This is a genomic window from Streptomyces sp. CB02058 (assembly GCF_001905505.1).
In the GTDB taxonomy this organism is placed as follows: domain Bacteria; phylum Actinomycetota; class Actinomycetes; order Streptomycetales; family Streptomycetaceae; genus Streptomyces.
The window spans coordinates 152,139-172,809 of the sequence record NZ_LIPG01000002.1; the positions used below are offsets into that span (position 1 = coordinate 152,139).

General features: G+C 72.3%; 21 protein-coding genes. 12 read left to right on the forward strand and 9 right to left on the reverse strand.

Annotation, left to right across the window (positions count from 1 at the left end):
- Positions 1–28 precede the first annotated feature (28 nt).
- Genes AMK10_RS07935 through AMK10_RS07950 form a run of 4 tightly spaced genes read left to right on the forward strand, consistent with a single transcriptional unit; the run spans position 29 to position 3,417 of the window.
- Entirely contained in the window at positions 29–829 is an 801-nt protein-coding gene (locus AMK10_RS07935; protein WP_073746379.1) for an ABC transporter permease, read from the forward strand.
- On the forward strand, positions 822–1,694 hold the full coding sequence (locus AMK10_RS07940; protein WP_073746381.1) for an ABC transporter permease: 873 nt from the start codon (positions 822–824) through the stop codon (positions 1,692–1,694). The genes AMK10_RS07935 and AMK10_RS07940 overlap by 8 nt, the downstream gene beginning before the upstream one ends.
- A gap of 18 nt (positions 1,695–1,712) precedes the next feature.
- Positions 1,713–2,681, forward strand: a complete 969-nt coding sequence (locus tag AMK10_RS07945) for an ABC transporter ATP-binding protein (RefSeq protein WP_073747984.1) — start codon at positions 1,713–1,715, stop codon at positions 2,679–2,681.
- Between the two features lie 55 nt (positions 2,682–2,736).
- Positions 2,737–3,417, forward strand: coding sequence for a DUF1707 domain-containing protein (locus AMK10_RS07950; protein WP_198959688.1), 681 nt, complete (start codon positions 2,737–2,739; stop codon positions 3,415–3,417).
- A gap of 27 nt (positions 3,418–3,444) precedes the next feature.
- On the opposite strand, the gene AMK10_RS07955 is transcribed toward AMK10_RS07950, so the two are convergent.
- On the reverse strand, positions 3,445–4,707 hold the full coding sequence (locus AMK10_RS07955) for an SGNH/GDSL hydrolase family protein (RefSeq protein WP_073746385.1): 1,263 nt from the start codon (positions 4,705–4,707) through the stop codon (positions 3,445–3,447).
- Between the two features lie 153 nt (positions 4,708–4,860).
- On the opposite strand from AMK10_RS07955, the gene AMK10_RS07960 reads away from it, so the two are divergent.
- On the forward strand, positions 4,861–6,201 hold the full coding sequence (locus AMK10_RS07960) for a DUF445 domain-containing protein (RefSeq protein WP_073746387.1): 1,341 nt from the start codon (positions 4,861–4,863) through the stop codon (positions 6,199–6,201).
- Between the two features lie 132 nt (positions 6,202–6,333).
- Here the strand turns inward: AMK10_RS07960 and AMK10_RS07965 are convergent, their stop codons facing one another.
- Positions 6,334–6,636 carry a hypothetical protein gene (locus AMK10_RS07965; RefSeq protein WP_073746389.1) on the reverse strand — a complete coding sequence of 101 codons (303 nt, stop codon included), beginning with the start codon at positions 6,634–6,636 and terminating at the stop codon, positions 6,334–6,336.
- A 96-nt stretch (positions 6,637–6,732) separates the two neighbouring features.
- Positions 6,733–8,181 carry an argininosuccinate synthase gene (argG, locus tag AMK10_RS07970; RefSeq protein WP_073746391.1) on the reverse strand — a complete coding sequence of 483 codons (1,449 nt, stop codon included), beginning with the start codon at positions 8,179–8,181 and terminating at the stop codon, positions 6,733–6,735.
- 150 nt (positions 8,182–8,331) lie between these two features.
- Between argG and AMK10_RS07975 the strand changes: the two genes are divergently transcribed.
- From AMK10_RS07975 to AMK10_RS07985, 3 genes are read left to right on the forward strand one after another with little or no spacing between them, the layout of a single operon-like run.
- The gene (locus AMK10_RS07975) at positions 8,332–9,804 is read left to right on the forward strand and encodes an MFS transporter (protein WP_073746393.1); all 1,473 of its coding nucleotides are present in this window, start codon (positions 8,332–8,334) and stop codon (positions 9,802–9,804) included.
- A complete protein-coding gene (locus AMK10_RS07980) occupies positions 9,801–10,370 on the forward strand; it encodes a TetR/AcrR family transcriptional regulator (RefSeq protein WP_073746395.1) in 570 nt (189 codons plus the stop codon). The genes AMK10_RS07975 and AMK10_RS07980 overlap by 4 nt, the downstream gene beginning before the upstream one ends.
- Positions 10,371–10,416: 46 nt before the next feature.
- The gene (locus tag AMK10_RS07985; protein WP_073746397.1) at positions 10,417–10,947 is read left to right on the forward strand and encodes a hypothetical protein; all 531 of its coding nucleotides are present in this window, start codon (positions 10,417–10,419) and stop codon (positions 10,945–10,947) included.
- A 121-nt stretch (positions 10,948–11,068) separates the two neighbouring features.
- On the opposite strand, the gene AMK10_RS07990 is transcribed toward AMK10_RS07985, so the two are convergent.
- Positions 11,069–11,662, reverse strand: a complete 594-nt coding sequence (locus AMK10_RS07990; RefSeq protein ID WP_073746399.1) for a TetR/AcrR family transcriptional regulator — start codon at positions 11,660–11,662, stop codon at positions 11,069–11,071.
- Positions 11,663–11,831: 169 nt separating this feature from the next.
- On the opposite strand from AMK10_RS07990, the gene AMK10_RS07995 reads away from it, so the two are divergent.
- A complete protein-coding gene (locus AMK10_RS07995) occupies positions 11,832–12,788 on the forward strand; it encodes an NAD(P)-dependent alcohol dehydrogenase (RefSeq protein WP_073746401.1) in 957 nt (318 codons plus the stop codon).
- Between the two features lie 61 nt (positions 12,789–12,849).
- Here the strand turns inward: AMK10_RS07995 and AMK10_RS08000 are convergent, their stop codons facing one another.
- The 3 genes from AMK10_RS08000 to AMK10_RS08010 all read right to left on the reverse strand — a co-directional run bounded on the left by AMK10_RS08000 (position 12,850) and on the right by AMK10_RS08010 (position 15,498).
- Positions 12,850–13,629: a DeoR/GlpR family DNA-binding transcription regulator gene (locus AMK10_RS08000; protein ID WP_073746404.1), complete on the reverse strand. Its 780-nt coding sequence runs from the start codon at positions 13,627–13,629 to the stop codon at positions 12,850–12,852.
- 27 nt (positions 13,630–13,656) lie between these two features.
- A complete protein-coding gene (locus AMK10_RS08005; protein ID WP_073746406.1) occupies positions 13,657–14,499 on the reverse strand; it encodes a class II fructose-bisphosphate aldolase in 843 nt (280 codons plus the stop codon).
- A 156-nt stretch (positions 14,500–14,655) separates the two neighbouring features.
- Entirely contained in the window at positions 14,656–15,498 is an 843-nt protein-coding gene (locus tag AMK10_RS08010) for a helix-turn-helix transcriptional regulator (protein ID WP_107428410.1), read from the reverse strand.
- Between the two features lie 231 nt (positions 15,499–15,729).
- On the opposite strand from AMK10_RS08010, the gene AMK10_RS08015 reads away from it, so the two are divergent.
- The 3 genes from AMK10_RS08015 to ku all read left to right on the forward strand — a co-directional run bounded on the left by AMK10_RS08015 (position 15,730) and on the right by ku (position 18,093).
- Positions 15,730–16,425 carry an SDR family NAD(P)-dependent oxidoreductase gene (locus AMK10_RS08015; RefSeq protein WP_073746410.1) on the forward strand — a complete coding sequence of 232 codons (696 nt, stop codon included), beginning with the start codon at positions 15,730–15,732 and terminating at the stop codon, positions 16,423–16,425.
- 77 nt (positions 16,426–16,502) lie between these two features.
- Positions 16,503–16,994, forward strand: a complete 492-nt coding sequence (locus tag AMK10_RS08020; RefSeq protein WP_073746412.1) for a GNAT family N-acetyltransferase — start codon at positions 16,503–16,505, stop codon at positions 16,992–16,994.
- A gap of 148 nt (positions 16,995–17,142) precedes the next feature.
- Entirely contained in the window at positions 17,143–18,093 is a 951-nt protein-coding gene (ku, locus tag AMK10_RS08025) for a non-homologous end joining protein Ku (protein ID WP_073746414.1), read from the forward strand.
- Positions 18,094–18,108: 15 nt separating this feature from the next.
- Here the strand turns inward: ku and ligD are convergent, their stop codons facing one another.
- Positions 18,109–19,083: a non-homologous end-joining DNA ligase gene (gene ligD / locus AMK10_RS08030; RefSeq protein ID WP_073746416.1), complete on the reverse strand. Its 975-nt coding sequence runs from the start codon at positions 19,081–19,083 to the stop codon at positions 18,109–18,111.
- An 80-nt stretch (positions 19,084–19,163) separates the two neighbouring features.
- Positions 19,164–20,504 carry an SGNH/GDSL hydrolase family protein gene (locus AMK10_RS08035; RefSeq protein ID WP_073746418.1) on the reverse strand — a complete coding sequence of 447 codons (1,341 nt, stop codon included), beginning with the start codon at positions 20,502–20,504 and terminating at the stop codon, positions 19,164–19,166.
- Positions 20,505–20,671 lie beyond the last annotated feature (167 nt).

Genomic DNA, 20,671 nt, shown 5'->3' on the forward strand with positions numbered 1-20,671 from the left:
TGCGCTTTGGCGGAAAGAGGGGGGCGAGGTGCGGCTCTATGCCGTGGTGGCGGCCGGAGGGTTCCGGCGGCATGCCACCTATCGGGTGGCGACGCTCGCGGGGTTGTTCACCAACACCGTCTTCGGTTTCATCATGGCGTACACCTACATCGCCCTCTGGGACGAGCGTCCGCAGCTCGGCGGGTACGACATGGCGCAGGCGGTCACCTATGTGTGGCTGGGTCAGGCCCTGCTGATGACCTGCGCGATGCTGGGCAGCGGCTTCGAGGACGAGCTGATGGAGCGCATCCGCACGGGCGACATCGCGGTCGACCTGTACCGGCCTGCCGACCTCCAGCTGTGGTGGCTGGCGGGGGACCTGGGCCGGGCGGCGTTCCATCTGCTGGGGCGCGGGATCGTGCCGATGGCCCTGGGGGCCCTGGCCTTCGATCTGGTGCTGCCCGCCTCGCCCTGGACGTGGCTGGCCTTCCTGGTGTCCGTGGTGCTCGGGGTGGTGGTGAGCTTCGCGGTGCGCTTCCTGGTGGCGCTGTCCGCGTTCTGGCTCCTGGACGGCGCGGGGGCCACGCAGATCGCCTGGCTGGCCGGGCTGTTCTTCTCCGGGATGCTGCTGCCGCTGAATCTGTTCCCCGGGGCGCTGGGGGAGGTGGCGCGGGCGCTGCCCTGGTCGTCGCTGCTCCAGGTGCCCGCCGATGTGTTCCTCGGTACGTACGAGGGCCTTGATCTGCTGGGGGCGTACGCCTTCCAGGCCGGCTGGGCCGTGGCGCTGCTGCTGGCGGGCCGTCTGCTCCAGTCGGTGGCGACCAGGAGGGTGGTGGTCCAGGGTGGCTGACGTAAGGGTCGAGCGGATCGTGGCCCAGGAGCCGGGGACGGCGTTCGACGAGCGGTCGCGGCTGGTCGAGGGGGTGCGGGCCTACGGGCTGATCGTGGCGATGTGGCTGCGCTCGACGATGGCGTACCGCGCGTCGTTCGTGATGACGGCCCTCGGGAACTTCGTGGCGACGGGCTTCGACTTCGTCGCGATCCTGCTGATGTTCACGCACGTCGACGTGCTGGGCGGCTTCACGCTGCCGGAGGTCGCGTTGCTGTACGGGGCGTCGGCGACGGCGTTCGGCCTGTCCGACCTGCTGCTGGGGTCGATGGACCGGCTGGGCCGGCGGGTGCGGGACGGCACGCTGGACACGCTGCTGGTGCGGCCGGTGCCGGTGCTGGCGCAGGTGGCGGCGGACCGGTTCGCGCTGCGCAGGCTGGGGCGGATCACGCAGGGGCTGCTGGTGCTGGGCTACGCGCTGGGGACGCTGGACATCGCGTGGACCCCGCTGAAGGTGGCGATGCTGCCGATGATGGTGCTGAGCGGGGCGGCCGTCTTCGGGGCGGTGTTCGTGGTGGGTGCGGCGTTCCAGTTCTGGGCCCAGGACGCGTCGGAGGTGCAGAACGCGTTCACGTACGGGGGGACGACGCTGCTGCAGTATCCGCCGTCGGTCTTCGCGAAGGACCTGGTGCGCGGGGTGACGTTCGTGGTGCCGCTGGCCTTCGTGAGCTGGCTGCCCGCGCTGTACGTGCTGGGCCGGGACTATCCGCTGGACCTGCCCCGCTGGGTGGCGTTCCTGCCGCCGGTGGTGGCCGCGGTGTGCTGGGTGCTCGCGGGGCTGGCCTGGCGGGTGGGGCTGCGGGCGTACCGCAGCACGGGAAGCTGAGGAGTGGGCGTGGACGACATGGACTTCATCGAGCTCGACGGCGTCGAGAAGGTCTTCGACGTGCGCCGGAAGACCGGCTTCATGCGCCGTGAACGGCGTGAGGTGCGGGCGGTGGACGGGATCAGCTTCCGGGTGCCCCGCGGTGAGATGGTCGGCTACATCGGCCCGAACGGGGCGGGCAAGTCGACGACGATCAAGATGCTGACGGGCATCCTCACGCCGAGCGGCGGCCGGCTGCGGGTCGCGGGGATCGACCCCTCCCGGGAGCGCACGAGGCTGGCGCACCGCATCGGTGTGGTGTTCGGGCAGCGCACGACGCTCTGGTGGGACCTGCCGCTGCGCGACTCGTACCGGCTGATGCACCGGATGTACCGCATCCCCGACAGCCGCTTCCGGGAGAACCTGGACCGGTGTGTCGAACTCCTGGACCTGGGAGCCCTGTTGGAGGTCCCGGTGCGGCAGCTGTCGCTGGGGCAGCGGATGCGGGGCGACATCGCGGCGGCCCTGCTGCACGATCCGGAGGTGCTGTACCTGGACGAGCCGACGATCGGGCTCGACGTCGTCTCCAAGGCCAAGGTGCGGGGATTCCTGCGGGACTTGAACGCGGAGCGGTCCACGACGGTGCTGCTGACCACGCACGACCTGACCGACATCGAGCAGCTGTGCAAGCGGGTGATGGTGATCGACCACGGCCGTCTGGTGTACGACGGGGCGCTCGCCGGGCTGCACGAGGTGGGGGAGAGCGAGCGCACGCTCGTCGTGGACCTGGAGCGGGAGCTGCCCCCGATCGAGCTCGCGTCGGAGCCCTCGGTGCGGGTCGTGAAGGTGGAAGGGCCCCGGCAGTGGCTGGCGTTCCCGGCGGCAGGGTCGGCCGCGCCGCTGGTGGCGCGCATCGCGGCGGAGTATCCACTGGTCGATCTGTCGGTGCGCGAGCCGGACATCGAGTCCGTGATCGCGAAGATGTACGTGTCGGATCCAGCGCTCTAGGCCCGTCCCGCGATCGCTCTATAGGGTGCCCGGTATGACAAGTGAAAACCCGGACATGCGAGCCTCCGACGCGGAGCGGGAGCGGGTCGCCGAGACCCTGCGGGAGGCCGTGGCCGAGGGCCGGCTGGAGATGGACGAGTTCGAGCAGCGGCTCGACGCGACGTACAAGGCGCGTACGCACGGGGAGTTGGAGCCGCTCGTACGTGATCTCCCGGTGCCGGGCACGCTTGCCGGGCCGGTGACCGGGGCGGTGTCCGAGCGCGCCGGCTCGTCGGCCGACTGGCCCTCGCGGATCGGCGGCACCGCCACCTCGTCGGGAGCGTTCGCCTTCTGGGGCGGGTTCAGCCGCAAGGGCCACTGGACGGTCGGCTCCCTCTTCACCTCGTTCGCGATGTGGGGTGGTGGCGAGATCGATCTGCGCGAGGCCCGGTTCGCCGAGCGGGACGTCGTGATCCGCTGCTTCACGATCATGGGCGGTATCCAGGTCACCGTGCCGCCGGACCTCGACGTCCAGGTGAGAGGTTTCGGTGTCATGGGCGGTTTCGGGGAGCACTCCAAACTCGACGAGGAGCCGGAGCCCGCGCCGGGCTCGCCCCGGGTGCGGGTCACGGGCTTCGCGCTCATGGGCGGCGTCGGTGTGGAGCGCAAGTGGAGCAGGGCCCAGAAGCGCCGCCGCAAGGAGCAGGAGCAGCTGCGGAAGCCGGACACGGGGGACGGGCGCAAGGAGCTCGGCTGAGCCGGGCGGGGCGCCCCGCCCGGCTCGTCAGAACGCGTCCGACTTCGGCGTCCCGTCCGCCGTGCCGAGGTCGATGGCCCGGCCCAGGGCGCGGTAGCCGGCGTCGTTGAAGTGCAGCCGGTCGCCCGAGTCGTACTCGGGAAGGATCCGGTTGGGCGCGTAGGGGTCGCGCACGGCGCGGTCGAAGTCGACGAAGGCGTCGAAGACCCGGCCCGAGCGGATCTCCTCGTTGACCGCCAGACGCACGCCGTTGCGCTCCGGCGTCCAGGTGGAGTAGCCCTGGAAGGGCGTCAGGGTCGCCCCGACGACCCGCAGTCCCCGGGCGTGCGCGCGCTCGGTGAGGGCGCGGAGTCCGGCCGTGATGCGCCGGGCGTCGGTCTCCTGGGGGAACTGCTGCACATCGTTGATGCCGAGGGCGATGATCACGGTCCTCGCCCCGGCGACGGAGAGCACGTCGCGGTCGAAGCGGCCGGCCGCGCTCCGTCCGCCCAGGTTCCGCACACCGCTCACGGTCAGCGGGCTGTCGCGCAGGAGGCGGTTGCCCGCGATGCCCTGGTTGGCGACCCCGTAGCGGTGCCGCAGCCGGTCGGAGAGGACGTCCGTCCAGCGGGAGTTGGCGTCGGTGGTGGAGCCGCTGCCCGCGGTCAGGGAGTCGCCTATCGCGACGATCGCGCCGGGGGACGCGTCGTTGCGGACGTCGACGGCCGTCAGATAGCGCCAGCGGGTGGTGCTCCAGGTGCCCTGGGAGTCGGCCAGGTAGGACGTCTGGTGGGTGTTGGGGTGCTGGGTGACGGGCCCGGCGGCGTACGGCGTGCGCAGGGTGACTTCGAGGTCGGCGTCGGGGGCGACGGGGACGACGACGGGGTCGCTGACGACCTGCCGGCCCGCGGCGATCGTGACGGCGGCCAGGCCCTGGAAGGTCACCGGCCGGGTGTTGACGGTGGCCTGGTCGACGACGAGCGGGGTGGAGCCGAAGAGGTTGGACAGGGTGATGCGGGCGGCGTCACCGCCGACGCTGGTGTGCACGATGTTGCGGATGGTGCGGCCGGGGTAGCCCTGGGCGGCGTTCGGCTCGGCGCTGACGGGGGCTCCGGTCCAGGTGACGACCCAGGTGCCGGTGGAGTTGGCCGGTGCGGCCGGGTTGCGTGCCGCCGCGTGGGCCCCGGTTCCGGCGAGCGGCGTCTCCCGCTCGGCCGCGATCAGCGACGTACCGAACGCGACGGCGGCGGCGAGCGCGGCGGTGCCTGCCACGAGGGCGATGAGCAGGGCATACCCCTGGCGCCTGGGCATCTGCGGTGATTCTCCCTGCGATGTTCGACCCGGTGTTCGGGTTGCTCTCATGATGCGACAGGCCCTGGGGAACTCGACGTGCGGCCCAGGAGTAGGTGAGGTAGGGACAATGCGTACGGCACGGCGTGGCGCGTACGCGGACGGGTGGAGCGGATGGAACAGGACGCGGGACAGGGAACGGCCGGGAAGGCCGGGGCTCCGGACGGGGGGCGGCCGAGGCCGTCGTCCGGCGGATTCGCGTACACCGCCGCCGATGAGGAGAAGCGGCGCGGGGTGCGCCGCATGAAGACCACCGCCACAGGCCTGCTCCTGCTCGTCGCGCTCGTGTACGTCCTCGCCACCTGGGCGGAGAACGCGGGTGTGGGCGGCTGGCCGGGCTTCGTCGCTGCGGCTGCCGAGGCTGGAATGGTGGGTGCGCTGGCGGACTGGTTCGCCGTCACGGCGCTCTTCCGGCGTCCGCTCGGCCTGCCCATCCCGCACACCGCCATCATTCCCACCAAGAAGGACCAGTTGGGGGAGTCACTCGGTTCCTTCGTGGGCGAGAATTTTCTCTCCGGGGACGTCGTTCGTGACCGAATTCACGCCCTGGGCGTCGGTGCGAGGCTCGGGAGCTGGCTGGCGGAGCCCGCGCACGCGGACCGGGTCACCGCCGAGCTGGCCACCGCGCTGCGCGGCGCGCTGACGGTGCTGCGGGACTCCGATGTGCAGGCCGTCGTGGGAGAGGCGATCACCCGGAGGGCGGACGCGGCGGAAGTCGGCCCGGGCATGGGCAAGATGCTGGAGAAGATCGTCGCGGACGGCGGCCACCGCAGGGTCGTCGACCTCGTCTGCGTGCGCGCGCACGACTGGCTGGTCCTGCACGGCGACTCCGTCATGGACGCGGTGCAGGGCGGGGCGCCGGGCTGGACGCCCAGGTTCGTGGACAAGCGGGTGGGGGAGCGGGTCTACAAGGAGCTGCTGCGCTTCGTCACGGAGATGCGCGACATGCCGGGACACCCGGCGCGCGGCTCGATCGACACGTTCCTGACGGACTTCGCCGCCGACCTCCAGACGGACTCGGACACCCGGGCCAGGGTGGAGCGGCTGAAGTCGGAGATCCTGGGGCGCCGCGAGGTCCAGGACGTCATCGCGTCCGCATGGTCCTCCGTACGCGCGATGATCATGGCGGCGGCCGAGGACGAGCGCAGCGAGCTGCGGCTGCGGGCCAGGGCCTCGCTGATCTCGCTGGGCGCGCGGCTGGCCACGGACGTGCGGCTCCAGGCGAAGCTGGAGGGCTGGCTGGAGGACGCCGCGGCGTATGTCGTCACGACGTACCGCGCGGAGATCACCTCGCTGATCAGCGACACGGTCGCCGGGTGGGACGCGGACCAGACGTCGAGGAAGATCGAGGCGCACATCGGGCGCGACCTGCAGTTCATCCGGATCAACGGCACGGTGGTGGGCGCGCTGGCCGGGCTGGCGATCTACTCGGTGTCGCAGGCGTTCGGGGGCTGACGGCAGGGGCCCCGGAGCAGACCGGAGGCGCGCCCGTCCTGTCGTGGCGGGCACGCCCCCGGGTCACGCGGGGAGTTGCTCTTCAGTACGCACCCCGCGGCGCCCGTGTTCAATCCCCGGGCACGGAATTTCTCAGGCGGCCCGCCGGGTGACGGCCCACGAGGCGGCGGCGACACCACCCGCGACGGCGAACACCGAGGGCCAGGCGCCGACCTTCTTGGCGAGCGGGTGCGAGCCGGCGAACGCGGCGACATAGGCGAGGGTGAGCCCGGTGGCGGCCTTGGCCCCGGCCTGCCGGTTCCACTCGTACGCCGCCACCGACCCGGCCGCCGCCAGGGCGACGCCGCCCAGTGGACGCTTGCGGGTCCAGCGGGCGATCGCGTACCCGCCGACGAGTCCGCTCGCCGCCACCGCCGCTGCCGGAACCTTCGCCATTGCCGCCACCTTCGCTCTTCCGCTCATCCCTGGTCCGAGGATTCGAGGATAGGCCGCGGGCAGGACGGGCCGGAGCCCGGCCCGCCCGGTGGCCGGTCAGTCGGTGCCGAACTCCATGGCGGCGCGGTCCAGCAGCTCGTCGTCGCCGGAGACCTCGCCGCGGGAGGCGATGGCCTGGGCGCCGCCCTCGGGCATGGTGCCGATCAGGCCGGTCGCCGCCGCCTGGGCGGCGCCGATCAGGGAGGCCTGGGGCGTGCCGACGAGGCCGAGGCTCGCGAACTGCTCCAGCCGGGCGCGCGAGTCGGCGATGTCGAGGTTGCGCATGGTCAGCTGACCGATCCGGTCGACCGGGCCGAACGCCGAGTCCTCGGTGCGCTCCATGGAGAGCTTGTCCGGGTGGTAGCTGAACGCCGGGCCGGTGGTGTCGAGGATCGAGTAGTCCTCACCGCGCCGCAGCCGCAGCGTGACCTCGCCGGTGACGGCCGAGCCGACCCAGCGCTGGAGCGACTCGCGGACCATCAGGGCCTGCGGGTCCAGCCAGCGGCCCTCGTACATCAGACGGCCGAGGCGCCGGCCCTCGTTGTGGTAGTGCGCGAGGGTGTCCTCGTTGTGGATCGCGTTGACGAGGCGCTCGTAGGCGGCGTGCAGGAGCGCCATGCCCGGAGCCTCGTAGATGCCGCGGCTCTTCGCCTCGATGATCCGGTTCTCGATCTGGTCCGACATGCCCAGGCCGTGGCGTCCGCCGATCGCGTTCGCCTCCATGACCAGGTCGACCGGGGTGGCGAACGTCTTGCCGTTCACCGTCACGGGGCGGCCCTGCTCGAAGCCGATCGTGACGTCCTCGGTGGCGATCTCGACCGAGGGGTCCCAGAAGCGGACGCCCATGATCGGGTCGACGGTCTCCACGCCGGTGTCGAGGTGCTCCAGCGTCTTGGCCTCGTGGGTGGCGCCCCAGATGTTGGCGTCGGTGGAGTAGGCCTTCTCGGTGCTGTCGCGGTAGGGCAGCCCGTGGGCGACCAGCCACTCCGACATCTCCTTGCGGCCGCCCAGCTCGGTGACGAAGTCGGCGTCGAGCCAGGGCTTGTAGATGCGCAGGTGCGGGTTGGCGAGGAGGCCGTAGCGGTAGAACCGCTCGATGTCGTTGCCCTTGAACGTCGATCCGTCGCCCCAGATCTGTACGTTGTCCTCGAGCATCGCCCGGACCAGCAGGGTGCCGGTCACGGCGCGGCCGAGCGGCGTCGTGTTGAAGTAGGCACGGCCGCCGGAGCGGATGTGGAACGCGCCGCACGCGAGTGCGGCCAGGCCCTCCTCGACCAGTGCCGCACGGCAGTCGACCAGGCGCGCGATCTCGGCGCCGTAGGCCTTCGCGCGGCCGGGCACCGAGGCGATATCGGGCTCGTCGTACTGGCCGATGTCGGCGGTGTAGGTGCACGGGACGGCACCCTTGTCGCGCATCCACGCGACCGCGACCGAGGTGTCGAGGCCGCCCGAGAAAGCGATGCCGACGCGCTCGCCGGTGGGCAGGGAGGTGAGAACCTTAGACATAGGAAGAGTATGCACTCGCTCGCATGTATATGCAAATGCTGCGGGTGGGGGTCGGTGGGCCCGGTCCGGGGGTGGGGTGTCGGTGGGGTGTACATGCGTTTACCCTCGGGGTGAACACGTGTGCACCCCCTCTCTGCGTACGGAGCCCCGATGACCGCACCCGCACCCGCCGACGCCCCGCACCACCCCCGCCTCGCCGTCGGCGTCCTGGCCTTCTGCGGCGTCGTGGTCGCGATCATGCAGACGATCGTCGTCCCGCTGCTCCCGCACATACCGGAGCTCACCGGAGCCACACCGGCCGCCGCGAGCTGGCTGGTCACGGTCACGCTGCTCACCGGCGCGGTGTTCACCCCCGTGCTCGGCAGGGTCGGCGACATGTACGGCAAGCGGCGCGTCCTGGTGGCCGCCCTGGGCGTGCTCGTCGTGGGCTCCGTCCTGTGCGCCGTCAGCTCGCACATCGGCGTGCTGATCGCCGGCCGGGCTCTCCAGGGCGCGGCCATCGCCGTCATCCCCCTGGGCATCAGCATCCTGCGCGACGAGCTGCCGCCCGAGCGGGTGCTGTCCGCCGTCGCGCTCATGAGCAGCACGATGGGCATCGGGGCGGCCGTCGGCCTGCCGCTCGCGGCGGTGGTCATCGAGAACTTCGAGTGGCACACCATGTTCTGGGTCTCGGGCGCCATCGGCCTCCTCGACATCGTCCTGGTGCTCCGCTGCGTGCCCGAGTCCCCACTCCGCTCCCGCGGCCGCTTCGACGTGCTCGGCACCCTCGGACTGACCGCCGCGCTGGTCTGCCTGCTGCTCTCCGTCACCCAGGGCGGAGGCTGGGGCTGGACCTCGGCCCGCACCCTCGGACTGCTGGCCGCCTCGGTCGTCATCGCCCTGGTCTGGGGGGCGTACGAGCTGCGGGTGCGCACGCCCATGGTCGACCTGCGCGTCTCGGCCCGGCCCGCCGTGCTCCTCACCAATGTCGCGGCCCTGCTGATCGGCTTCGCGTTCTACGCCAACTCCCTGGTCACCGCCCAGATGGTGCAGGAGCCGAAGGCCACCGGCTACGGACTCGGCGCCTCGCTCGTCGTCAGCGGGCTGTGCCTGCTGCCGGGCGGTGTGGCCATGGTGCTGCTCTCGCCCCTCTCGGCCCGGATCTCGGCCGCGCGCGGCCCGCGGACGAGCCTCGCGCTGGCCGCGGGGATCATCGCCGTGGGCTATGTCGTGCGGTACTTCACCAGCCACAGCCTCTGGACGATCATCGCGGGTGCCACGGTCGTCGCCGCCGGTACGGCCATCGCCTACTCGGCGCTCCCCGCGCTGGTGATGCGCGCGGTCCCGGTCGGCGAGACGGGCGCGGCCAACGGGCTGAACACCCTGATGCGTTCGATCGGCCAGGCGTTCTGCAGCGCCGCCGTGGCCGCCGTACTCGCCAACATGACGTTCGTGGCGGCCGGCCGCCCGGCCCCGACCCTCGGGGCCTACCAGCTGGTCTTCCTGATCGCCGGGGGCGCCGCGCTGCTGGCCCTCGCGGTGACACTGTGCCTTCCCGGCAACCGCGCGGATGCGGGTACGGTCGAGGGGAAACGCAGGCGCAGCGGCCGTACGCGGGCGATGCCGATCCAGGAGGGCGCATGACCGCCCGAGTCACCGCGGCGACACCGGAAACCGCCGCCACCGGCAAGGACGCGATCCTGCTCGCCGCGCGCCGTGCCTTCACCCAGCGCCCGTACGCCGAGGTGACGATCCGGGGCATCGCCGCCGACGCCGGGGTGAGCGCCTCCCTCGTGGTGAAGCACTTCGGCCGCAAGGAGGAACTCTTCAACACCGTCGCGGACTTCGGGCCCGCCGCCGAGGAGCTCTTCGACGCCCCGCTCGACGGGCTCGGCCGCCACATGGTGCTGACGCTCGTACGCCGGCGCAGGGAGCAGAAGGGCGACCCCCTGCTGCGGGTCGTCTTCTCCCTCGGCAACCACGACGAGCGCTCACTGCTCCGTGACCGCTTCCACGAACAGGTCACCGACCGCCTGACGGGCCGCCTGCCCGGCCGCGAACGCGCCCTGCGCGCCGAGCTGATCGCGGGTCATCTCCTCGGCCTGGGCGCCACCTTGAGCCTGCACCGCGAGGGGGCGAGCTCCCGCGCGACGCCCGAGCGCCTCGCGGACCTCTACGCCCCCGCGCTGCAGAGTCTGGTCGAGGGCTGAGCGGCCGGCGGGGATAAGGTCTGGTCCAACCGACGAGGGGGGCCTCATGCTGATCCGTACCGGCCTGCGTGCCGCGATACCGGCCGTGATCCTGGGAGCGCTGCTGACGGGGTGCAGCGCCGCGACCACCACCGACGGACCGGGCGGTGACGTCCCGTACGTGGACCCGTCCGTGGCCGAGGCGGCGGCCGCCGAGGCGGAGGCGTCCCTGATGGCCACGCCGTCGCCCACACCGACGCTCGTCATCCAGGCGGACCCGAACCAGCCGGAGCTCGTCCGCGACGCCTTCGCCGGTCTCCAGGCGACGCTGTACGACAACTGCACCCCCGGGGACGGGAACTGCGCCTACTTCCTGGGCCGGGTCAACGAGGAACTGAACGGTCTGGACGAGGCGATGAAGGCGGACAAGAAGGGCCCCGGGCACTTCGAGGAACCCATCGCCTGGATCGGCGCCCTGCGCACGACGCTGGACGGCGACACCTCCACGCCCAACCTGGAGAAGCACCGCTCCGACCTCCTCGGCACCCGGGGCCGCGTCAACACCTGGATGCAGGGCCACCCGGAGGACTACCGCTGATCCTGCCGACGGTGCATGGGTGCCTGCCGGCCGAGGTGCGGGCACGGCTCGTCCGCCCTGGCCGGTACGCGGTACGTGTCATCCGGGGCGACGGGCCGTGGCATCCGGACGATCCGCCCGGTCAGGTGGTGCGGCCGGGTGGGCCGAGGCCCTCGACCGCGATGCCCATGAGCCGGCCGGCGTGCTCCGCGGCGCCGGGGGCGTCCTCGGTGGCGAGGGCCACCGCGTTGGCCAGGGTGAGCAGTTCGAGGATGGTCACGTCGTCGCGGACGGTCCCGTCGCCCTGGGCCCGGGCCAGGAGGCCTGCGCCGGCCTCCCTCAGCATCTGCTCGCAGCCGGAGTCCGGTGAGGGCGGTGCGGCCGTGCCGGTTCCTTGCAGGAAGGAGCGGGCGGCGCCGCGTGTGGTGGCGCCGAACACCGCCAGGGACGTCAGCCATTTCACCAGTGCGGTCGCCGCCGGGTACTCGCTCGTCAGCGATTCGGCCTCGCCGCACAGGTGCGCCACGCGCTCCTGGAAGACGGCCTGGAGCAGCACCCACCGGGACGGGAAGTGGCGGTGCAGGGTCGCCGAGCCGACGCCGGCCTGCCGTGCGATCTCCTCCAGTGAGGCGTCGGCTCCACGCCGGGAGACCTCCGCCGCGGCCGCGTCGAGGATCCGGTCGTAGTTGCGCCGGGCGTCCGCGCGCTTGGGCGGTCCGGGAATTGCCCTGGTCACCTCGTGGTCTCCTTCCTCGCCGCCGGAAACGGGGTGGCGCCCCATTCTCGCACCGGCGTCGTGCCTTCCCGGCTTGACAGAAAGTGGGGGGTTCCCCCACTTTAAGTGGAGGGGTGCCCCACTTCCGGTGCCCCACTTCTGTCAGGACGCGTAGGAGCAGGAGACACACATGCGTGCCGTGCAGTTCGACCGTTTTGGCCCGCCCGAGGTGCTGCGCATCGTCGACGTACCCACGCCCCGGCCGGGGCCCGGCGAGGTGCTCGTGGAGGTGCACGCCGCGAGCGTGGACGCCGGCGAGACGGCCTTCCGGGCGGGCAAGCTGCGCCGGGTCTCCCGCGCCCGCTTCCCCCGTCGCCTGGGCGGCGACTTCGCCGGCCGCGTCGCAGCCGTCGGCGGCGGTGTGCGCGCCTGGAGTCCCGGGGACGCGGTGTGGGGACTCATGCCGCACTTCGCGTTCGGCGCCATCGCCGATTTCGTCGCCGTGCCGGAGCGACGGCTCGCCCGGGCGCCGGAGAACCTGAGCCCGGTCGAAGCCGCCGCGCTTCCGGTCTCGGGTACCACCGCGATGACCGCACTGACCGACAAGGCGCGGCTCCGGCCCGGGGAGCGGCTTCTGGTCCGCGGCGCCACCGGAGGAGTGGGCAGTGTCGCCGTGCAGCTGGGCAAGGCGCTCGGCGCCCATGTCACCGCCCTCGCCGGTGCCCGCAACCTCGACTGGGTCGCGCGGCTCGGCGCGGACGAGGCTCTGGACTACCGCACGGCCCGGCCCGGTGACCTCGCCGAGTTCGATGTGATCGTCGATGTGGTCGGCACCGAACTGGGCGCCTACCAGGCGCGACTGGGCCGCGGGGGACGCATGGTCGCGCTCGCCTTCGACCCGGATCGGGTCCTCACCTCGATGCTCGGCACGGGCCTGCGGGCCGCCGCCGCACCCCGGCGCGTCAAGATGTTCAGCAACAACCCGTCCGCCGACCGGATCGCCGAACTCGCCCGGGCGGCGGAGGAGGGGACGGTCCGGCCCGTCATCGACACGGTCTTCCCGATGGAAGGCATCGCGGCAGCCCACCACCGGCTCGAAGCCGGTGGCGTCCGGGGGAAGCACGTCATCGACATGGGTCGCTCCTGAGGGGCCGCGTCCCCGAGGCAGGCCCCACGGGTGTCGCCGTGAGCCGCGCGCCCATGCCGGGTCACACCCGCAGGACGTCGATCCCCAGGTCGGTGAACTCCGCGACGACGTCCTCCGGCGCGTCCTCGTCCGTGACCAGGACGGACACCGCTGTGGTCTCGCAGACCTGGGCGAAGGCCCGGCGGCCGAGCTTGGAGGAGTCGGCGGCCACGATCACCGTGCCCGCGCACTCGGCGAGGGCGCGGTTGGCCCCGGCCTCGGACTCGTCGTGCGTGGCCGCTCCGAAGCGGGGGTGCACGGCGTCCACGCCGAGGATCGTGTAGTCGAGGGCGAGGGTGCGCAGCACGGAGTCGACCAGCGGGCCGACGAGTTCGTACGAGTTCGGCCTGGCCACCCCGCCGGTGACGACGATCTTCACCTGGGGGCGCACGGCCAGCTCGTTGGCGATGTTGATCGCGTTGGTCACCACCGTCAGCGCCGTGCCCCCGCCCGATGGCTCGGGGCGCAGCGCCAGTTCCCTGGCCACCTCGGAGGTCGTCGTACCGCCGTTGAGGCCGACCGTGGAGCCCGTCGGGATCAGCTCGGCCGCGGCCTTGGCGATGCGCTGCTTCTCGTCGGCCCTGCGGGCCGCCTTGTAGCGCAGCGGCAGGTCGTAGGCGACGGTGCTCACCACGGCGCCGCCCCGGGTGCGGGTCAGCAGATTCTGCCGGGCGAGCTCGTCCAGGTCGCGCCGGACCGTGGCGGCGGAACAGCCGAGCTGCTCGGCCGCGTCGAGTACGTCGAGATGCCCCTGGTCGCTGAGGATCTCCAGCAGCCGGGTCCATCGGGTGTGTGCCGCCACCTGGTCCTCCTTGTCCGGAGCGAAACCCTATCTCCCGGGCCGGGCCAGGACGCCCAGCAGGCGTGTCACCTCGGCGGCGACCGCGTCGCGGGCCGGGCCGAGGTACTTCCGCGGATCGGCGGCCTCGGCGTGGGCGTCCAGATAGGTGCGGACCGCCCCGGTGAACAGTTTGTTGAGGTGCGTGGAGACGTTGACCTTGGTCATGCCGGCGCCGATCGCCGCCGCGAGGCCCGCGTCCCCGACGCCCGACGAGCCGTGCAGGACGAGCGGCACGCCCACCGCGTCGCGCAGCCGGGAGATCAGCGCGAAGTCGAGGACCGCGTCGCGGGTCAGCATCGCGTGCGAGCTCCCCACGGCCACCGCGAGCGCGTCCACGCCCGTCGCCTCGGTGAACGCCCGCGCCTCGGCCGGATCGGTGCGCACACCCGGGGCGTGCGCGCCGTCCTTGCCGCCGATCTCCCCGAGTTCGGCCTCCACCCAGACCCCGTGGCCGTGGCAGTAGGCGGTGATCTCACGCGTCGCGGCGACGTTCTCGTCGTACGGGAGCTTCGACGCGTCGAACATGACGGAGGTGAAGCCGAGCCGGACGGCCTCCCGGACCAGCTCCGCCGACTCGGCGTGGTCGAGGTGCACGGCCACCGGAACACCCGCCGCCCGCGCGACGGCGAGCGAGGCGAGCCCGATCGGTTCGAGGGAGCCGTGGTAGCGGGCGGTGTTCTCGCTGACCTGGAGGATCACCGGCAGCCGGGCGGCCTCCGCCCCGCTCGCGATGGCCTGGGCGTGCTCGATCTGCACGACGTTGAAGGCCCCGACGCCCGTCGAGTCCCTGCGTGCGCCGTGCGTGATGTCACCGGTGGATATGAGCGGCATGGGCGTCCTTCGCGGATGCGGGCTGCGTGAACCCAGGCGATTGGTGCTCGAAGTTGCTCATTTATAGCGCGTTTGAAGCAGATTAGAAAAGAGCAGCCGCCCCCGGCGCGGGCCGGGGGCGGCTGTGTGGTGGGGCGGGAAGGAGGGCCGGACCGGTCAGGTCATCGCCTGTATCCCGATGACGTCGAGCAGTCCGAGCGCGGCGGCGGACTCGCTTCCGGGGGCCGCCGTGTAGGCGACGACCCGTAGGTCGCTGCCCTGGGCGACGAGTACGTCGCAGGACAGCGTGAGCAGGCCGACCTCGGGGTGGGTGATGGTCTTGGAGCCGGATTCGTGGGTGCCCACGATGCCCGAGTCCCACAGGCCGGCGAAGGTTTCGCTGGTCTCCCGGAGGTCCTTGACCAGGGCGCGGAGCCCCTGGTCGGCGGGGTAGCGGGCGGTGGCGGCCCTGAGGTCGGCGACCGTGGACGCCTCGAAGTCGGCCCGCTGCTCCGGGGTCTGGGTGACCCGGCCCCGCCGGCCGGTGAAGTGCCGCCAGACGACGTTGCGTTCGCGTCCGCGCAGGGCGGACGGGTCGCCGAGCAGGGCGGCCCAGGACGCGTTCCACTCGATCAGGTTCCAGGCGGCGTCGTGGACGCTCAGCGGGGCACCGCTCAACTGGTCGAGCAGTCGGCGGAGTCCGGGCGGGACGTGCGAGGAGATGTGGCCGGGACCGGGCTCGGGCTGTCCCGCGAGGAGGTACAGGTACGAGCGCTCGGCGTCCGAGAGACGGAGCGCGCGGGCCAGCGAGCCGAGGACCTGCGGCGAGGGGGAGGTGGCGCGGCCCTGTTCGAGGCGGGTGATGTAGTCGACGGAGAGGGCGGCGAGATGGGCCAGCTCCTCACGCCGGAGCCCCGCCGCCCGCCGCACCCCGCCCGAGGGCAGCCCGACCGTCGCGGGAGAGATCCGGTCCCGCCAGCCGTGCAGGGCCCTGCCCAGGTCGTTCGCACTCCTGCCCAGGTCGTTCGGCTTAGGGCCCGGGCCGTTCGCTCCCGGCCCCGCGGCAGGTGCTCCGGGCGGGCCCTCGGCCGGTACGTCCTTCGGTCTGCTCACCCCACCAGTATCCGCGCCCGCCCCCGGCACAGCCTGGTACTGGCAGTCCACCCGCTGAGGCGGGTACTGCCTGTGTCCCGGCGGCGCGAGCAGGGTGAGGACATCACCCATCAGCCCGCCGTACACGGGAGTACAGACATGACCACCACCCTCATCACCGGTGCCAACAAGGGCCTCGGCTACGAGACCGCCCGCCGCCTCATCGAGGCCGGGCACACCGTCTACGCCGGGGCCCGCGACGCCCGGCGCGGCGAGGAGGCCGCGAAGCGCCTCGGGGCGCGCTTCGTCCGGATCGACATCACGGACCAGGAGTCGGTCGACGCCGCCGCCGAGTTCGTACGCAAGGACGCGGGGCGGCTGGACGTCCTGGTCAACAACGCCGGGATCGCCGGCGTTCACAAGCCGGTCGGCGAGACGTCGGGCGCGGACATGCGGCTCACGTACGAGACCAATGTCTTCGGTGCCGTGCGCATGACCAGGGCGTTCCTGCCGCTGCTGGAGGCCGGTGACGCTTCCGTCGTCGTCAACGTGGCCAGTGGGCTCGGCTCGCTGGCGGCCACGAACGACCCGGGCCGGGTCGAGTTCACCGTGGCCGCGCTCGACTACACCTCCTCCAAGACCGCGCTGGTCATGGTGAATTCGCAGTACGCGAAGGCCTACCCCGGCATCCGGTTCAACGCCGTCGACCCCGGTTACACCGCCACCGACCTCAACGGTCACTCGGGTCCCAAGACCGTGGAGGAGGGCGCGGACATCATCGTCCGTATGGCACTCATCGGCGCCGACGGCCCGACCGGCGGATTCTTCGACGCCGAGGGCGTCGCCGCCTGGTGACACCCCAGGTGGGGCGGAACCCTGGACTGCGCCAATTCGATGGTCCGCCGCCGGTGCCGACGCCGTACCGTGCGCGTATGACTGCGCAGCTCCGCCTGGAGAAGGTGACCCCGGCCAACGTCCTCGACGCCTGCCGCCTGGAGGTGGCACCCGAGCAGGAACGGTTCGTCTCCCCGGTCGCCCGGTCCCTGGCCGAGGCCTACGCCGACCCGGACACGGCCTGGCCCAGGCTGGTCTTCGACGGTGACCGGCTCGTCGGCTTCGTGATGGCCTTCTTCGACGTACGGTTCGACCCCGCGAACCCCGACGACCGCCCACGCTCCGGACTCTGGCGGCTGGCCGTCGCCGCCGGGGAGCAGGGCAAGGGGTACGGGCGCTTCGCGGTGGAGGCGGTCTGCGAGGAGATCCTGCGGCGCGGGCAGAGCAGGGTGACCGTGACCTGGGGGGAGGGGGAGCACGGCCCCGAGGAGTTCTATCTCCGGCTCGGCTTCCGGAAGACCGGCGAGATGAGCGAGGACCAGGTCGTCGGCGAGCTGGAACTGCCGCGCGCCCGCCCCGGACCCCGGTGATCCACATGCGGACCGGGAGCCGGGGCGCGAGGATCGGTGTACGGGCGGTGGCCCGGGCCGCGTCTCGGCCCTCTCGGGCCGGTTCTCCCTTCCGGACGCGCCGGTCCGCCTCCCGGCCAGACCACCAGGGGGGCAGCTGGAGGTACGGATGCCGCGGCCCCTGTGGACCGGAGCGATCAGCTTCGGACTGGTGACGATCCCGATCAAGGTCGTGTCGGCCACCGAGAACCACTCGATCTCCTTCCACCAGTACCACCGCGAGGACATGGGCCGTATCCGCACCCGCAAGGTGTGCGAGATCGACGGCAAGGTGCTCTCCCAGGACGAGATCGGCAAGGGGTACGAGGTCGCCAAGGACCGGACCGTGCCCGTCACCGACGAGGAGCTCGACCGGATGCCGCTGCCGACGGCGAAGGCCATCGAGATCGTCGCGTTCGTCGAGGCGGACAGCATCGACCCCGTCCGCATCAGCGACAGCTACTACCTCGCGGTCGACGGCCAGGTCGCGGCCAAGCCGTACACCCTGCTGCGGCAGGCGCTGGAACGCAGCGACAAGGTCGCCGTCGCGAAGTTCGCCTGGCACAACCGAGAGCGGCTCGGCCTGCTGCGGGTGCGGGAGGACGCGATCGTGCTGCACGCGATGCGCTGGCCGGACGAGATCCGCAGCCCCGAGTCCCTGGCCCCCCGGGAGACGGAGCTCGACGAGGGCGAGATCGAACGGGCCGTGCAGCTCACCGACAGCATGGCCCTGGACGGCATCTCCGGCTTCCGCGACCACTACCGGGAGGCCCTGGAGGAGCTCCTCGCGGCCAAGTCCGAGGGCAAGGCACTCCCGGCGGCGGCCGGGGGCGAGGAGGAGGAGCCCGGAAAGGTCATGGACCTGATGGCGGCGCTGAACGCGTCGGTGAAGGCGGCCAAGGAGACCCGGGGCGAGGACGCGACCGTCCACGAGATGACGCCCGGCAAGCCCCGCGCCCGGAAGAAGGCGGCCCCCGCGGCGAAGAAGCGGACGGCCGCCGGGAAGACGGCGGCGAAGAAGACGACGGCGAAGAAGCAGCCGGCCAGGAGGACCGCCGCGAAGAAGCGGACCGCCTCCTGACTGCGGCCCGCCCGGTCAGGACGGGCCGTCCTGACCGATGTCGTCCGGGGCCAGGTCCGGCCGCAGCCGGTGCCATGAGGGCTGGCGCAACCGCCCCGCCCTCGTCCTGGTCGAGTAGCGCACCTCGCCGACGAGCCGTGGCAGCACCCACCGCGCCCCGGCGACCGGCGGTGTCTCGTCGAAGGGGCAGGTGTCGACGGCCGCGACCCGCAGCAGCTCGGCGAGCCTGCTCCGCTCGGCGTCGCTCCACCCCGTGCCGACGCTGCCCGCGTACCGCAGGCCGCCCGGGTGCCGCTCCCCGACCAGCAGCGCCCCGGGCAGACCGCCCAGCCTGCCGCGGCCGGGCACCCAGCCGCCGACGACGACGTCCACCGTGCGGGCATGGCGGATCTTGATCCACGTACGGGCGCGGACGCCCGGCTCGTACACCGAGCTCAGCCGCTTGGCGACCACGCCCTCCAGACCGGCTTCCCGCGTCATGGCCAGGGCCTCCTCGCCGTGCCCGACGACCACCGCGGGCGTCGACCAGCGCGGCCCGTGCAGCCCGAGCCCCTCCAGCTCCGCCCGCCGCTCCGTGTACGGCAGCGGTACGAGGCTCCGCTCGCCCAGGAACACCGCGTCGAACAGCACCAGGTGGGCGGGGACCCGCTGCGCCATGCGGGCGGCCCTGGCCGGTGATCCGGACAGCCCCATCCGCGACTGGAGCCGCTCGAAGTCGCTGCGCCCCTCGCTGTCCAGCGCGACGATCTCGCCGTCCAGCACCGCCGGGACGCCGCCGAGCGCGGCCCCCAGCGCGGCGAGGTCCGGATAGGCCGGAGTGATGTCCGCCCCGGACCTGGCCAGCAGCCGGACCGACCCGTCCCCCGGCAGATAGACCATGGCGCGCTGGCCGTCCTGCTTCACCTCGTACGCCCACTGATCGGCGGTCGCCCCGGGCGGCAGCCGGCCGGCGGTGGCGAGCATGGGGGCGACGAGGGGCAGGGAGGCCATGGCAGCACCTTCTCAGGGCAAACGCCGACCGGCCCGCGGACACCACCTGTCCACGGGCCGGTCGCGACGGTTCCGGGCCGTCAGTTGTAGCCGAAGCCCCGGGGGAGCGGGGCCTGCCGGAACAGCCGGGTCGGCACGGCGTCGGCCAGTGCCTGGTAGCCCGCCGGGTTGAGGTGGAGGTGGTCGCCGGTGTCCAGGGCGGCCAGCAGCTGCCGGGGCGCCTCCGGGTCGCGCACGGTCCGGTCGAAGTCGATCACGCTGTCGAAGCGTCCGCTCGTACGGATCCAGGTGTTGACCGTCTGCCGGGCCTCCTCGCGGTAGCCGTTTGGATCGTCGTAGCCGGTGTTGCCGCCCAGCGGCGTCAGCGTCGCCCCGTACACCCGGATGCCGTGGGTGTGGGCCCGGGTGATGATCTGCTCGTACGCCGCGATCACATCGGCCGCGACCTGCTTCTGGGCGGCCGGACTAGCCTCGGCCGTGCCGATGTCGTTGATGCCCTCGAAGACGAGCAGCCAGTCCACCCCGCTCTGGGACAGGACGTCACGGTCGAGGCGGGCCAGGCCGTTGGGGCCGAGGCCGTCGTTGAGCAGCCGGTTGCCGCCCGCAGCCTGGTTGACCAGGGCCGTCTTCGACGTGGCCGCGCCGGACGCCAGCCGCTTCAGCAGCAGGTCGGGCCAGCGGTCGTTCCCGTTCGTCGTGGAGCCCCGACCGTCGGTCAGCGAGTCGCCGAGCACGACGGCCGCCGATGTGGTGCTCCTGGACCAGACCTCGACGCCGCTGAGGAAGTACCAGTGGTCGGTGGGCGTCGCCCCCGGCAGGTCGGCCTCGGTGACATGGTTCCCGGCGCGCAGATAGGACGTCGTACGCGAGCCGGGGTGCGAGGTGATGGACGTGGAGGCCTGACCGGTCGCCAGATACACCGTCGCCGTGAGGTTGGACCCCGGCGCGAGCGCGAAGTCCAGTGGGTCGGAGACCGCCTGGGCGCCGACCGGCACCGACACCGACGACCGGCCCTGGAAGGTCACGGACCGTGTGGACCCCGCCTCGACCGCGCTGGTGCCCGCCCTGCCTTCGAGCGGCAGGGCCACGGACACCTTGGTGATCGGCAGTGCCGCGCCACCGAAAGCATTCGAGAAGCGCAGCCGGATGTGCTCACCGCCCGCCGAGACATACACCGTCTGACGCAGGGTCGCGTCCCGGAGCACCGAGCCCTCCTGGGTGAACGGTGCCGGGGGCATGTTGCCCGGTTCCGTCAGCTGCGGCATCGACGTCCAGGTGCTCACCCAGCGGGCGTTGCGCTCGTCGGGCGCGGCCGAGCTGCCAGGGCCTTTGCCGTCCCCGGCGCCGAGTGCGGGGGAGACGACGGCGGCGGTCAGCACCGCGGCGGCGAACAGGCTGAGGATCGACGGTCTTCGGATCACGGTGGTGCTCCCTCTGGCTGGGTGGGGGAAGCAGGGTGAATCCAAGGATGTGGACGGCGTCTTCACTTGCGTCCGAGGATTCGAGCGGCACGCTAGCCGCTCGAATTAATTTCGGTCAATGCTCCGAAAGCTTCGAAAACTTTCGGGCCCTCAGCCCGGTGGCCCCC